At 62.4% G+C, this 13290-nt stretch carries 15 protein-coding genes; 4 read left to right on the top strand and 11 right to left on the bottom strand.

Going from position 1 to position 13290, the window contains the following annotated elements; all coding sequences use genetic code 11:
• Positions 1 to 3 precede the first annotated feature (3 nt).
• The 8 genes from ABD743_RS02145 to ABD743_RS02110 form a co-directional block, all read right to left on the bottom strand.
• Positions 4 to 330 (bottom strand): hypothetical protein, encoded by a 327-nt coding sequence (locus ABD743_RS02145; RefSeq protein ID WP_344718202.1) that lies wholly within the window; start codon positions 328 to 330, stop codon positions 4 to 6.
• A gap of 99 nt (positions 331 to 429) precedes the next feature.
• Positions 430 to 801, bottom strand: a complete 372-nt coding sequence (locus ABD743_RS02140; protein WP_344718201.1) for a hypothetical protein — start codon at positions 799 to 801, stop codon at positions 430 to 432.
• The gene (locus tag ABD743_RS02135; RefSeq protein ID WP_344718199.1) at positions 798 to 1040 is read right to left on the bottom strand and encodes a hypothetical protein; all 243 of its coding nucleotides are present in this window, start codon (positions 1038 to 1040) and stop codon (positions 798 to 800) included. Before ABD743_RS02135 ends, ABD743_RS02140 begins: the two co-directional genes overlap by 4 nt.
• 83 nt (positions 1041 to 1123) lie before the next feature.
• Entirely contained in the window at positions 1124 to 1384 is a 261-nt protein-coding gene (locus ABD743_RS02130; protein ID WP_344718197.1) for a hypothetical protein, read from the bottom strand.
• Positions 1385 to 1454: 70 nt separating this feature from the next.
• A complete protein-coding gene (locus ABD743_RS02125; RefSeq protein ID WP_344718195.1) occupies positions 1455 to 2306 on the bottom strand; it encodes an FtsK/SpoIIIE domain-containing protein in 852 nt (283 codons plus the stop codon).
• A gap of 134 nt (positions 2307 to 2440) precedes the next feature.
• Positions 2441 to 3391, bottom strand: coding sequence for a hypothetical protein (locus ABD743_RS02120; protein WP_344718193.1), 951 nt, complete (start codon positions 3389 to 3391; stop codon positions 2441 to 2443).
• Between the two features lie 126 nt (positions 3392 to 3517).
• On the bottom strand, positions 3518 to 3850 hold the full coding sequence (locus ABD743_RS02115) for a hypothetical protein (RefSeq protein WP_344718191.1): 333 nt from the start codon (positions 3848 to 3850) through the stop codon (positions 3518 to 3520).
• Positions 3851 to 3891: 41 nt separating this feature from the next.
• On the bottom strand, positions 3892 to 4296 hold the full coding sequence (locus tag ABD743_RS02110) for a hypothetical protein (protein WP_344718189.1): 405 nt from the start codon (positions 4294 to 4296) through the stop codon (positions 3892 to 3894).
• A gap of 257 nt (positions 4297 to 4553) precedes the next feature.
• Here ABD743_RS02110 and ABD743_RS02105 point away from each other — a divergent pair, with 257 nt between their 5' ends.
• Entirely contained in the window at positions 4554 to 5549 is a 996-nt protein-coding gene (locus ABD743_RS02105; RefSeq protein ID WP_344718187.1) for an NsdA family TPR-like regulatory protein, read from the top strand.
• Here the strand turns inward: ABD743_RS02105 and ABD743_RS02100 are convergent.
• Positions 5530 to 6114: an NUDIX domain-containing protein gene (locus tag ABD743_RS02100; RefSeq protein ID WP_344718185.1), complete on the bottom strand. Its 585-nt coding sequence runs from the start codon at positions 6112 to 6114 to the stop codon at positions 5530 to 5532. The two genes, ABD743_RS02105 and ABD743_RS02100, sit on opposite strands and share 20 nt — an antisense overlap.
• 721 nt (positions 6115 to 6835) lie before the next feature.
• On the opposite strand from ABD743_RS02100, the gene ABD743_RS02095 reads away from it, so the two are divergent.
• From ABD743_RS02095 to ABD743_RS02085, 3 genes are all read left to right on the top strand, one after another.
• Entirely contained in the window at positions 6836 to 7360 is a 525-nt protein-coding gene (locus tag ABD743_RS02095) for a hypothetical protein (RefSeq protein WP_344718183.1), read from the top strand.
• Positions 7361 to 7375: 15 nt separating this feature from the next.
• Entirely contained in the window at positions 7376 to 9466 is a 2091-nt protein-coding gene (locus tag ABD743_RS02090; RefSeq protein WP_344718181.1) for a hypothetical protein, read from the top strand.
• 280 nt (positions 9467 to 9746) lie between these two features.
• Positions 9747 to 10304 carry a hypothetical protein gene (locus ABD743_RS02085; protein WP_344718179.1) on the top strand — a complete coding sequence of 186 codons (558 nt, stop codon included), beginning with the start codon at positions 9747 to 9749 and terminating at the stop codon, positions 10302 to 10304.
• A gap of 210 nt (positions 10305 to 10514) precedes the next feature.
• On the opposite strand, the gene ABD743_RS02080 is transcribed toward ABD743_RS02085, so the two are convergent.
• Entirely contained in the window at positions 10515 to 10835 is a 321-nt protein-coding gene (locus tag ABD743_RS02080) for a hypothetical protein (RefSeq protein ID WP_344718177.1), read from the bottom strand.
• Between the two features lie 1403 nt (positions 10836 to 12238).
• Positions 12239 to 12604, bottom strand: coding sequence for a hypothetical protein (locus ABD743_RS02075; protein ID WP_344718174.1), 366 nt, complete (start codon positions 12602 to 12604; stop codon positions 12239 to 12241).
• Positions 12605 to 13290 lie beyond the last annotated feature (686 nt).

Genomic DNA, 13290 nt, shown 5'->3' with positions numbered 1-13290 from the left:
CGGCTACCAGGGGATGGCCGGGAAGTCGCTGCCGAAGTAGTCGCGGGCGATCTGCTCGGCGCGGGCCAGGACGGTGGCGACGTCGGCGGGTGTGCGGGATGCGGTCCAACTGGTGAGGTCTCCGCCGTCGAACCGCATGTGGGCATCGACTGCATGGAGCGGGTCGACGACGGTGACGTGGAGGGTGTCGCCGTAGCGGGCCAGGTGCGCGGCGAGGGCGAACACGAGCTGGCGGGCGGTGAGGGTGTAGCCCTCCGCACGCAGGAACACCGGTTCGGTCCGAGCGTTCGGGACGGTGGTGGTGGGGTGGTCGAGCGTCGTGGTGGTCATCGCAGGTCTCCCGTCGTGGGTGGTGGTTGGCGGTCACGCCTTCCCCCGGAATCCCTCACTGCCGATGGGGCGGAGGTGGGCCGGGGGGAGGAGTCGCCGTCAACAACCGATGGATGGCTCATCTGTTGTCGGTAGGTGCGCGAGGGTGGTGGTGTCGGTGTGTTCGCAGCCGTCTCGGTGGCAGTAGCGGAACAGCCCGCACCCGAACAGGGCGTGATCCGGGATGCGTCCCCGGCAGTAGCAGGGAATCCAGTCGCTGAATGCGTGCTCGTCACGGTGGCAGAGCAGGGCGACCGCACAGCGGTTGCAGATCGGGCTACCGGTGGCGGTGATGGCCCAGCCGTAGTCGGCAACGTAATCGGCCGCTTCAAGGTCGGTGTCGAAATGGATGACGTGGTCGCCGGCCTCATCGAAGATGGTGCGGCACATGTCGCAGGTGACGACGAAGCAGTTCACGCGCTGGATGCTCATCGGTTCACTCCGAATCGTTGCTGGGCGGCTTGGCGGGAGATGCCGAGGCGTTCGCCGATCTCGGCCCAGGAGTAGCCGGCCTCTCGGAGCCCGGTGACCGCAGTGGTCAAGGCGTGGTCGATGTCGTCGGCGAGTGCGGCGAGGGTGGTGAGTCCTTCGATGTCGCGGCGGGCGATGCGGCGGCCGTGGGCGGCGAGGATGCGGCGGGTGAAGGCGGCGTAGTCGTCGTTCTCCACCACGCTCCGACGCCGTCGGGGCCGTTGACCTGGACCCATGTGTGTGCGTCCGTGGGGTGTCAAGCCGGGCTTGACGGTCGGGGCGCTCACCGGTGGGCCCCGATGTACTGACCGCTGCGGGTGGTGGTGCGAGCGGCAGAGGCCCGCTCAGCGGGCGCCTTCGGGTTGGGTTCGGTGCGTCCCAGGACCAGGGCGGCGGCGATCCCCGAGAGGCTGATCAGTCCGAGCAGGACGACGCAGACGGTGGTGGCGTGGTGCTTGAACTCCGGTGAGGCGGAGGATGCGACTCCGAGCACGACCAGCGTGCTGAGGGCGGCCGCGGTGATGGTGAGGTGTTTGGCGTTCATGGGGCAGACTCCTCCTGTGCACGGAATAGCGGCGGCTATTCCGATCCGGGTAGTGCAGGGATGAACTGGGTTATGCGGCGGGTCCGGAATCGGACTCGTTCTGCCGGATCATCTGCGCGGCAGCGATGATCGCGCGGATCTGCGCGTCATTCAGATAAGCCGCTTTGAACCGGCGCGGGATGCCGCCTTCGGCGAGTAACCAGCCGACCCCGAGGTCTTCGGGTCGGATAGTGCGGGCGGAGTAACCCTCTTTGGCCCAGCCGACCGACAGCACAATGTCGGAGCTGGAGTCGGTGGTGCAGCGGAAGGCGACGCGGAACCCGAACAAGTCCCGCAGGCTGGTGGGGATGATGTCGGCGGAGGGGCGTTGGGTGGCGGCGATGACGATGATGCCGGCGGCCCGTCCCCGGGCGACGAGGTCACGCACGAGGTTGCGGAACTCGTCCTGCTCGTCCTTGGAGCCGATGGTGACCGAGTAGTAGGCGAGTTCGTCGATGACGCACAAGATGACGTCCAGGCCGTCGGTGCGCAGGATCTTGCGGCGTCCGGCGGCGTCGAGCAGCCGGTAGCGGATGTCCATCTCAGCCTGCAGCTCCCGCAGGCGTTCGAGAGCGTGAGCGATGGTGTTGCCGACGAAGATGTCGGCGACCGGGCGCCAGAGCCCGAGTTCGACGATCTTCCCGTCGAGCAGCCACAACCGGCAGTCCGTGCTGAGTGCGGCGTGGGCGATGATCGTGTTCAGCAGGGAGGACTTGCCGGAGCCGGGTTCCCCACCGCAGAGCAGGTTGCGGTACATCAGGGTCACCTCGACCGGGATGCCGTTCTCGTCGATCCCGAAGTGGATCGGGTCATAGATCGAACGGGTAGGGCGTGCGGGTGAGCCGGGGCGGCGAGTGCGCGTGCGGCGGTGGTTGCTGGTCATCGTTGATCGGTTCCTTGTGTCGTGGTGGTTCTCCTCAGGGTTGGTGCGGCGAGGGGGATGCGAGCGCAGACCGGGTAACCGGCGCAGTGGATCTCGCATCCGTCCTTCGTCGCATGTGGACACATCAGCGGTGGTCAGACGTAGTCGCTGACGTCCACCCCTCCGAACCCGGTCACCGGGTCATCGGAGTCATCAGGGGTGCCACTCGTGCTGGCGCCGTTGGTGCGTGCTGGCACGGTGGCCGGCGTCTTGCGGGTAGAGCGGGGACCGCCGGCAGCAGGTGCTGAGTGCGGGTCCGCAGGTGGAACGGGTCGGAGGCTGGCCCGGTCCGGGAGGGGCGTGATCACGCCCTCGTTGTCGTCGCCGTCGACCTTGTCGGTGTCGAGGTCGTTGATGACGGCAGGTGTGAGCACGGTGCTCGAGGCGAGCGGGTCGCGGCGGACCACCTCGACCACCACGGAGGCGGCTTGGCTACGGGAGCCGGTGACGCGGACCTCCCGGGCCCAGCAAGCGGTAGCGAGTTCGGCGGTGACGCGTTCGAGGTCCTTGACCGACAAGCCGGCCGGAAGCCACACTCGGACCCGTTCCCCCACGGGGGAGGGCCGGGACCACCACAGAAACGGCATACGGCCGTGGTGGGTCATCGTGCGGGTCTGCGCAAAGCAGGACCGCATCCGGTGCCGTGTGGTTACACACCACCCTCGGCGAACCAGATACCGGCGAGAGACCGGAATGGCCAGCGTCAGCAGCGCTAACGCCACCATCGTGATGACGGCCCACGAGCCACCATCCAGAGACCCAGAGCCGTCGGTGACGCTTGTGGGGTCGGTGGTGTCGACGCCTCCGGCGGAGGCGGGGTCATCCGGGGTGAACAGGTCCCGGAGCTGGACGAAGACCACCACGATGATGGTGGCAACCAGCAGTTCCGCACGGATGCGGACGATGAACCCGAGAACCTGCAGGACGACGTTCTGTTCGGGTCGGGTGAAGAACTCGACCGCCCCCATGCCGGGGGTGGTGCGGCCGGAACGGCGACCGAAGCCCAGTCGGCCCCGAGTGCGGCCGTGGGTACGAGTGCGTGCCATGACGTGGGGTTCCTCTCACACTCAAACGGTTGTGGTGAGATGCACAGAGGTGGACGCGGGGCCGCACAAAACGGCCTGTGAACCGGGCGGTCCCGTGTCCACCCCTGCTACTCAGCGGGTCGAGGATCAGAAGCCGGGCGTGCCGGTGTTCTGCTCGTCCTCGATCCTCAGGCGGTAGGACACCGCCGACTTGAGCTGACCCAGATGGGTCATCGCGATCTCCAGGCACTCGGTCGCATCGACCAGGTGCCCGTAGCGGACTGCCGTCCCCTTGTCGCGGTCGTAGTCCTGCGCCAGCTCGACGAAGTTGCCGGCCTGATACAGCGACTCAGACACGATCCCGCTCAACGAGCGCCAGATCGTCTCCCGCACCTTGTCGGTGCTGGCCGGGGGCCGATACGGCTCCCGCACAATCGACTGCTCCGGAATCACCACGGCGTTGCCGTTGGTCTCGACCATCACGACCTACCTCTCTCCGAATTGAATCGGGCTGGTCGCGGCTAGTTGGCCGGCTTCGGGGCCGGAGCCCCGTTCGGCAGCGGAACAACGGAATTGGCACGAAACGCCACCCGAGAGTTGCCGTTCTGCACCCACGGCATCGCCTGCAGACGGTCGACCGACACGAACTGACCCTGGCTCATCCTGGGCGGATCAGCGATCGCCACCGTGACCAGAATCGTCTCCGCGTCCCCGTCAGTCCAGGCCACGAGCTTCACGGCCCACAGAGGCAGGTTCGTACCACCACTCTTGTCCCGACGCTGCACACGGTCCTTGTCCAGACGCGGCTCGAACTCACCGCTCACCTGAAACTTCGTCGCGGACGTGTCAATGATGAGATCCATGACTGCTGTGCTCCCCTTGCGGATCAACTTGCAGGTGATGCGCGCCCGGACGGGCGTGCTCATCTAGGACATCAAGGGGAAGCAGCGGCGTAAATTCACGGTTGTAAACAAGTTCGCGTTTACGGTGTCGTTTACACGGTTGACCAGGCATAATGAGCAGTACGGAATCGTCACGCGGGGGGATCGACGCTATGACATCCGCGCTTCGGGATGCACGCGACGCTCAAGGGTGGACGCTGGAGCAGACAGCGATCCGTCTGTTGCGGTTGGCCGAGAGCCGTGGGGCAGCGCTCAGCGTGAGTCGCGCGAGTCTGCGGCAGATGATCTCGGACATGGAGCGCGGGCGGCGGAAGCCCGGGCATTACAAGCCGTTGCTGTGCGACCTGTTCGGGCGCACCGCGGACGAGCTCGGCTTCCCCGACGACCAGCCGGCGGTAGCTCTGGCTCCTGCCGTGGACCTGGGCGCGATGCTGTCCCAAGCATCGGCAGTCACGCCGGCCACGGTCGAGGATCTTCAGCGGCAGGTGGACGGGCTTAGGGCGCTCGATCGCCAGCTGGGCTCTCCGGCTGTCATCGAGCCGACCCGTCACCTGGTCAACACCGTGCAGGACCTGATGGCGCACGTCTTTGCCGGTGGGATCCGCAGCGCGCTGGCGGCGGTGCTGTCCGACGCGGCAGCGTTGAATGCCTGGCAGGTACTCAACGCGGGACAGGTGCAGGGAGCCTGGCAACTGCACAACCTCGCCCGGACGGCAGGGCTGGAATCCGAGCAACCGCAGCTGCTCGCACATGCGATGGGGGAGCAGGCCTACGGGCTGCTCGACCTTGACCGGCCGGCCGATGCGCTCCAGCTGATCGAGGCAGCACGTGACGTCGCGGGAACTCGTGTCCCGCAGCTGCTCCGCGCGTGGTTGCACGCAGCTGAAGCCGAGGTCCATGCGGCGCTCGGCGACGGGCTGAAATGCCGAGCGGCTCTGGATGCTGCGACGAAGACGCTACCCAGCGACACGGACAACGCCGAGACACCGTATGTCTCGCTCGACGAATGGCATCTGGAGCGATGGCGAGGCAACGTCCTGGCCAAACTTGGCGACTCCACCGCCCTGGAGTCATTGCTGGTTGCGCTGGAGGGCACGCCCAGCACCTTCGTTCGAGCGGCAGCATCCCTGCATTGCGATATCGCCCAGTCACTGGCGATGCGCGGTGACCGTGCTGCGTCGCTACGTCATGCGCAGCAGGCGCGAACGTTGGCGAGGCAGACGGGGTCGGTCCGTCAGCTCAAGCGCATCGAGGTCGTCATGCGGAAGACGGCCTGAACTCGATCCCACGGCTGACAGCCAGCAGCTGGAGGAGCGCGACAAGCGTCCCAGCACCCAGGACGTCACGATCGGCGATGAGGCGAGGGACGTCGGCGAGGGGTACCCATCGCATCTCGCCGGCTTCCTCGGCGTCTGTCGGCTCCCCGATCTTCTCGAACGACCGCCACAGGAAGATGTCGATACGCTCGTTCACCATCCCGGGTATCGGCTGGAAATCGATCAGGTGTTCCGGTTCACCGTGCGGTTGCCAGCCGCTCTCTTCCCTGGCCTCCCGTGCCGCAGTCGCAGCCGGAGACTCCCCTGGCTCCACAAGGCCGCCGAGTAGCTCGTATCCCCACTCATCGACAGCGAAGCGGTGACGACGAAGCATCAACACCTCGTCGTTCTCGTTGACCAGCACGGCTATCGCGACGGGCTTCATATGCACGACGTGGTGCTCGAAACGTCGACCATCCGGAGGTTCAATGTCGACCAGCGTAAGTCGAATCCACTCATCGTCATAAATCGTCCGCTCACCATGGCGGACAGTTCGGTGAGCCTCTGGCTGAGAAGAGCCGGTCACTCACGAAGTCTACCAGCGGGCTAACAATGCAGCTGAGCACAAACCGGGCGTGGTATCCGGACGCAGGGCGCGCAGCGCAGAGGTGGGCACGTAGCAGGTACGTAGCGGGTGGTGAGAACTTTCTATACGTCTTCAAGCCGTCCCCTGCCGGGGACGGGCCGGACTGCGCCGGACGGCATGCGCGACCGCTACCTCCCGCTTCGCTCCCGGGCGGCCGCGCGCCTGAGGGCCGCCGGCCATGCGCCGGCAAGGGGAAGTTGAGACGGGGAGGGTCATCCCCGCTGGCCGCAGATCGTCTTAGCGTGCCCGAACGACGTCAACCCCGCTGCGCGCCCCGATCCCGCCGGTGGTAACAACGAGCAGGATCCGGCAGGTCGGGAGCGTGGCCCAGCAGCGGGATCGGGGGTTCCGGGTTGACACCGCCCGCTCACGCCAAGTGCAGGCCAGGACCGCGGCGATGGCGCAGGTGCGAGATCGATCCGTAGGAGAGGTGCGGTAGAAGACCGGAAGCGGTCGCACTGCCGACTGATCCTCCTGAGAGTAGTGAGACGGGACCCCGCACTGCATCTCGTAACGATCTGCGACCCGGCGGCGACCCTAAGCGTCGAGGGCGATCATGACCTGGCCGATCACGAGGAAGCAGCCTCTGTGCCCGGGAGGTAGCAGACATCGACGGTCAGGACCCACAGGCACGAAGGACGCGAACGGAGCGAGGCCGGCGGTGGACATCCTGAACTTCCCTGAGCTCGGCGGCGAGGCGTTGATGGAGGCCTTCAAGTTCATGCTGGACCGGCTGGGACACGCACTTGACCGACGAGGGGCCAAGGTAGCCGACGACGAGACGGCGGTAGACAGCCCCGCCGTCTTAGAAGGCGAGTGGCGGCCGATCGCGCCGCGACCCGAGGCCATCGAGGCGGAACTCGGGCGGTTGCGGGAGCTGGCCGGAGCACTGAGCGTGTATGAGCGTAATCCAGACCGCATCGATCCTGGCGATTCCGACCTCAGAGCTTTGCTGGGAGAGCTGCGCCACTCACTTGAACTCGTTTACGGGCAGCACATCACCTTCCAGGGTGAAAACCGTGCACGTACTGGTGTAGCGGTTGAGCAAAGCGTAGATATCGTTACGGGTAGGGTGACTGGAATTGCCGGCAAGCAGGTTAAATCTGGGCATGTCATTCAGGGCTCTGGCCATGTCCAGGAGGGCGGATGGCTAATCGGAATTCAGGCAGATACTGTCGGTGAGTGAGTATCGGAGAAGAATGTGATCGACAGTTCAGAATTGCTTCGGCATGCCATGATTCGCACTGAACAGCACGTCGCGAATAACACCGGGTTCGTTGCCGGTGTCGTGCAGAACATCAGTGTGACAGAGAATGTCCGACGCTTGATCGAACATCACGACCTGAGCCCGGAATATGTTCGGGCGATGGGGCGCCTCTTTGTCGAATCGCAAGATACTCATCGCGCCAAGGAGATATTGGATCGGCATAATGTCGTAATCCTTGAAGGCGGGCCGAGCGTCGGCCTTCACCACGCGGCCGTCTATTTAATTAGCACGATAGCCGGAGCGCGGCGTATCCGAGAGGTCGACCGCGAGCCTGGCGACCCTGTCAGCATAAGTGCGTTGCTGGGTGAGCGAGAAACAGCATGGTTGCTAGATCTTCGCCGTGACACCGATATACCCACTGCGGTAGGGCGTAGAATCAAGAGCGAGTGTGACGGTCTAAAGCTGGCCGACTCCTTCCTTGTTGTAATCGGTGCACGGGGTGAATGGATCTCGGGCGCCGATGATCTAATGCAAGGAATCAGGCGTCCGGATCCAATCGGAATAATCCGCAAGCGACTAACGGAGAATGATAACCCTCTCGGTATCGACCCTGCGGTCTATCTAGATGACGCTCGGGTGCAATCGCGGCTACTAAGTGCAACGCCGACCGAAGCGGTGCAGTGGTTCGAGGCGATAGTCCAGGTGCATTCGGCCGAGCTTGACGCGGAATCATCTGTATCTCTCGACTCCGAAGCCGAGATAATAACCCAGCGGCGAGACATGCTCATTGAGATGCGAAGCAGCTGGCGAGATAACCTGTCGAAATGGCACCGTCAACCACAAATTGATAGCCGCCATCGAAACTTTCTTCTCGCAGCTGCGGTACTTGAGGGGCAACCGGTCGGAAATGTATTCGAAGCGGCTCTCGACGTCGCGACTAAGCTGGGGGAGCCGGACCCGGAGGCAGCCGGGCAACAAGGGCCCGGAATTATCGAGCTCACGGATATCATCGATGCGGATCTGGACGGCGCGGATCGTGTGCAATTCCGCAAACCAGATTATGCTGCGGCAGCAATTGATTACTTTTGGCTCGATCGTCAGCATCTGCGCAAAGACTTCGTGAAATGGCTGGCAACTCTGCCATTAAATCGAGAGGAGCCGCGTGAGATAGCTTCACGTGCTGCACACTACATACTGAGGTCCGCGGTCCGACAGCGCTCAATAAAGGACGTGCGGGAAGTCGTTCTGAGCTGGTCAACGATGTCGGACCTTCATGATGCTGCTGCGGATCTTATCTTGGCGGCAACACTAGAAGGCGACCTTGCGCGAGCCATGACGGACCAAACGCTGAATTGGGCGCGTTCTGGGGAAAAGGAAGTACAGCTAGTACTAGCGAAGGTCTGCGGCGGCCAGTACGCTCGTGTTCGTCCTACCGCAGCACTATTGCGTCTGGCAAATCTTGCCGAGAGTACTCACGAAGTAGTTGTGCGCGCTGTAATTGAGTCTATCGCTAATCTTTGGGCATCGGAGCAATTGCGGGGCCGGATACTTTCAACTGTGCAACAATGGTGTGAGCCCGGAAGTCGGGCACTTCGTCGTAAAGCGGGTGCGTCAGCCTTCCTCAGCCTCGCTGGCTACACTAGGGAGGATGGTCGGTCTAATTTGTTCGCCGAGGCGATGAGTTCAGCGGTTCATCGTGGTCTGGCGGAGCTTGGCTGGGGTACCGTGCTCGACGTCGCCGCCCCAGGCTTTGCACTCGAAAGCAGTGCGCGCCGGGTATTGTCGCTATGGCTCAATGATGCGCTACTTGCAGAGATCCAACGGGATATTATTTCTGACGTGCTTGTCGCTGCGGTGCGCGGAGAAAATCAGATGATGCACGGTGCTGCGATGCGCGCCACTCATCTCACCCGCTTGCTCTACGAACACCCGCCTTCGGACCAGGGTCATGGCGGAGCAGGTGCCCTTGCCGAACTTAAAGCATCAATTCACTTCCGTGCGGTTGATAGCCTTTCGCGATATGCACTGCGAGCCCTTCTTCCCACGGCGCCGACGCCTGGGGTTGAGTCTGGAGTCGTAACGTGAGCGACGCCGCTAGACCCGACTTCGGGATATCCTCTGGCGCGGAACGCTAGGTATGTGGCGGAGATCCGAGGAGTTTCGATTTTCACTTCGGCTTACTAGTATCGAGCCAAGCTATAAATTCGACGCTGAGTTTTATGTTCGGTTTGTTCCTCTAGTGTCGGCGCGTCGGCAGAGAAATCCGCGTGACGTCGCAAGTTGGACATTAGGTCAGGTAGTTGCCCGAATCTGTGAGCGACGGCCAATTAGTGCGCTAGATGCCGCTCAGCAAGAAACTCGTGCAGTGCTGGGACGTATGCGGAATGACCTCGGCGGAGAGGTGCGTATTAAGACCGCTGATGTACTTCTCTCTGTGGATGCTAAAGCACTCGAGCAGGCGCAAATGCATGAGCGAAAAGTGTCAGAGGAGAGGCGTGCAAGAGAGCTGCAAGATATTCAATTGGACCGGGCGGAGCAATTTAGAAAACTTGTTCTTGAAAACTCCGGCACTGCTATGGCGTATTGGGCTATGAATCATCCAAATTTGATCGGATCGGAGACTTCTGATCATCTAGCGAAGCTGGTCGAGGGCGTCATGGAGCACGAACGATCCGTGGAACCCTGGTTCAGGACGGCGTCAGTGTTGCTCAAATTTGCGGGCGATCTCGATCCGGCGGGAAAGAAGATGTTGCTTACATTTCTGGGCAATGCGCTTGCTCAATATGGCGAACTCGATGCTGCGGATGAATTAAATGCTCTAGCGTCGAGCTGGGACGGAGATTTCGCAGGCCGCGACACGAGGGATTCGCAGCAACCTGGAGCTAGAAGCAGTGACGGCCTAGACCCGGCTGTATCATCATGAGGCTCGCTCAAGCTGGTACCAGGCGCGCGTTCGGCGGGTTGACTGGCCAGCCGACTTACAGGCAGGACTCGGGGCTAAGCCGGCCGCCTCGTGTTGACGGCAAGAGCTGATAGCAGCGGGGGTCTGGACCGGCCTCACCCCAGGCGGACGCAGGGCAAAGTGCTGGCCCGGGCAGAGAAGTGGGTCAGATAGCGAACAGCCCGACTGAGTCTAGCAGTTAACAGCACGGCAGTGCCAAAGTTCCACCAAGGGGACAGGGTACGGGATGATGCTCCGGTGGATTGGACTGTCGCTGGAGTTGTAGTCGCCGTCGTAGCGCTTATCGCGTCCGTCATTGTGCCAATCGAGCTCCACCGACGAAAAGAGCAGTCCGAGCGCTCTCTCCGAGAGTGTGCCGAACGTGTTCAACGTTGCGCCGAGCGAAAGCCAGCCGCGGAGGCAATACTGAAAGGACTCAAGGAAGTCCGCGAATTCGTAGATCGGATGGAAATCGATGCAGATGTAACCGATGAGGAGTTGCTCGGCTTCCATCGGTCGACCACCCTGAATCAACTACGGGATCTACTCCGCGACGAGCGAATGGAGGAGGTCTATTCGGACCCAGAATGCCGAAGGGCGGTCAATACAATGACGCGCAGGGTCGGCTTTCTCGTCACTCCCACAGTGCCAAGTGTCCAAGACCTCGTATCAGCGTTTGAAAAATGGGAGACCGAACGCGACCCGAAAGAATTGTATGCGATTCTACAAAAGTGTGTTAAGGCCGGTCATGGGCAACCAACTATTGGAGCCGAGATAGGGAAAGATGTTGACATCCTGCTAGCGGCCACCGAGCGATCCTTGCAGGAGCGTGAAGAAACCGACTAGGGGCTCAAGTGCTGGGGTCGGGCAGAGTGCTGTCCCAGCGCACGCATCTAGCAGTCGAGTAGCAACAGATTTCAGACGCGGCCACTCCCCAGGAGCATCTGACTGCCAAAACCCCGGTCACGCGCTGGCCACACCGCTTCACACACTTCGTCGAGGCTTTGGGAGCGAGGGGGCACCGGCGCCGCGGGGACAATGCAGCCACCCTTTACTCACCTCAAACGTCGGTAGACCGTCGCTGTTCACCACCGACAGCTGAGGCGAAGTTCACCGCGTCTGCGCAGGTAGAAGACAGTATCGACGATCGGCCGCGGACGGTCGAAGCCCCTCGTCCGAATCCGTCAGGTCGTGGGTTCGAGCCCCACCCGCCCCACTAATAATGCTGGTCAGAGCCTTGGGCTGGCTCATGCTCACGATCACCGCCACCCTTTAGCCGCCCACAACTCTGCGGAAGCATCGAACCCATGGCCGCGTCGAGTGCATCGGCGGCCTGCCGCCCGTCTGCCCGCCTGCCCATGTAGACGTCCTGCGTGATCGAGGGTCGCAAATGACCGCTGTGGCCGGCGATGGCCAGTGCTGTCAGCCCTACATGATCCAGAACGATGATTGCGGTCTTGTGGAACACGTGTGTCGTCACCCAGCCGTAGCCGGCTCTGCGGACAGCATCGCGAAGGGGTGCCCCGGGTCGACATGCTGCAGGCCGCCGGCGCGCAGGCCCACCTGGCGCACCCGCTGGGGGTGAAGGGGTTTGCATACCGCCGGGTGAAGAACGACGTCCGAAGACGCCGCCGACCTGGCCGACCTGCTTCTCATGCGGCGGCTACCCGAAGCCTACATCGTGCGGCTTCTGGGGTGTGAAGAGCGCGACGGGCGTCCTACCGCTCCCATTCGGTCCCGCGTTATGCCATTGCTGCAGGATCAAACGCGTAGATAGATGGCGCCCGTAACGTCCAAGTTGTGGCCGCTCGTGCGTCAGGCACGGATTGCCAGTCGTACAACTAACCCGTCTGCGGTGCACCGCTCGCAGGTTGGCTCTTGAATTCAATGCGAGTGCCACTGCAAACCGATTTGATTTAATTGCGCAGAGTCGGTTCGGCAAAATCGAGAGCAAGTCTCACATAATCGGCCACAGACTCGGGATCCGCATCTACCGGGAAGTGCGGCTGCAAGGGGAGTTCTACAGCGTCCTCCTCTATGTGCATGTCAATCTGCCACCCTTCGTCGTGTAAGAATAGGCAGAGTATCCCGAGTCTATCATCATTTCGTTCGATACCCAGATAAGTCGTCGCATCAATTTCATAGATAGCCCAGGCGCTATTGTTATCCTCGTCGGCTGTATTGGCGTCAACATTGACAATATCGTCCTTGACGGGCCACCTAGCATCAAGAAGGTCGACGACGGCCCTGGCTCTGGTCAGTAGTTCTTCGTATGTATGCATCAGATCAGTTTACGAGGACGCGCGCCGGTGCAGACGACCGGGAGGGGTCGAGTATGATAAGAGCCTTCGCAGCTTCGGCCGGGAGCGCGATGTCCGACGAACTAGTGCAGTTGTTTACCGAACCGGGCGAGACTGAGTCGGAGGACGGCCTGTGTGAACTCTGCAATACAATCTCGAATATTGTCAGCAGCTGCGATGCCCTGATGACGAGTTCTCCGAGTTGATACAGAAAACGCTGGACACCGTCGCGGCATCCGGCCGGGCGGGTGTTCGCCTACCTCGCAGTCCTCTGGCAGTGAGTGGTGTTCGAACGTGGTCGACACCTCGCCGATCAAGACGACGAGCCGGACGGGGCCGCTATGCCCTGATGAACGGCCGCCGCTACGTCCCCGTGGTCAAGGTCAGATCGCACACGATGGGGTGCCGCTACCAGTCCTGCTCGAAGTACGCATAAGCGTCGACCTCGACAACACGACGCGCTCAACGTCGCGGTGCTCATCTGGCAGGTCTGCCACTGGCAGCACGGGTCGACCCTTCCTCAGGCGTCTCGGTTCGGGTAGATGGCGGAGAGTCCGGCGACGAGGTAGGCGAGGAGATCTCCGCGCGGCCTGGAGGGCAGCAGGACGGCGTGGTTCTTGGCGTCGGCGAATTGGCCGTAGTCGAGCAGTTGACCAGCGGACTGCCGG

This window comes from Pseudonocardia yunnanensis (assembly GCF_039534065.1).
GTDB lineage: Bacteria > Actinomycetota > Actinomycetes > Mycobacteriales > Pseudonocardiaceae > Pseudonocardia > Pseudonocardia yunnanensis.
This window is presented reverse-complemented; position numbering and strand designations above follow the sequence as displayed.

Coding starts and splice junctions, on each gene's coding strand:
- ABD743_RS02145 (WP_344718202.1), bottom strand. CDS start 330: ATGACCACCACGACGCTCGACCACCCCACCACCACCGTCCCGAACGCT.
- ABD743_RS02140 (WP_344718201.1), bottom strand. CDS start 801: ATGAGCATCCAGCGCGTGAACTGCTTCGTCGTCACCTGCGACATGTGC.
- ABD743_RS02130 (WP_344718197.1), bottom strand. CDS start 1,384: ATGAACGCCAAACACCTCACCATCACCGCGGCCGCCCTCAGCACGCTG.
- ABD743_RS02125 (WP_344718195.1), bottom strand. CDS start 2,306: ATGACCAGCAACCACCGCCGCACGCGCACTCGCCGCCCCGGCTCACCC.
- ABD743_RS02120 (WP_344718193.1), bottom strand. CDS start 3,391: ATGGCACGCACTCGTACCCACGGCCGCACTCGGGGCCGACTGGGCTTC.
- ABD743_RS02115 (WP_344718191.1), bottom strand. CDS start 3,850: ATGGTCGAGACCAACGGCAACGCCGTGGTGATTCCGGAGCAGTCGATT.
- ABD743_RS02110 (WP_344718189.1), bottom strand. CDS start 4,296: ATGAGCACGCCCGTCCGGGCGCGCATCACCTGCAAGTTGATCCGCAAG.
- ABD743_RS02105 (WP_344718187.1), top strand. CDS start 4,554: ATGATCTCGGACATGGAGCGCGGGCGGCGGAAGCCCGGGCATTACAAG.
- ABD743_RS02080 (WP_344718177.1), bottom strand. CDS start 10,835: ATGGAAGCCGAGCAACTCCTCATCGGTTACATCTGCATCGATTTCCAT.
- ABD743_RS02075 (WP_344718174.1), bottom strand. CDS start 12,604: ATGCATACATACGAAGAACTACTGACCAGAGCCAGGGCCGTCGTCGAC.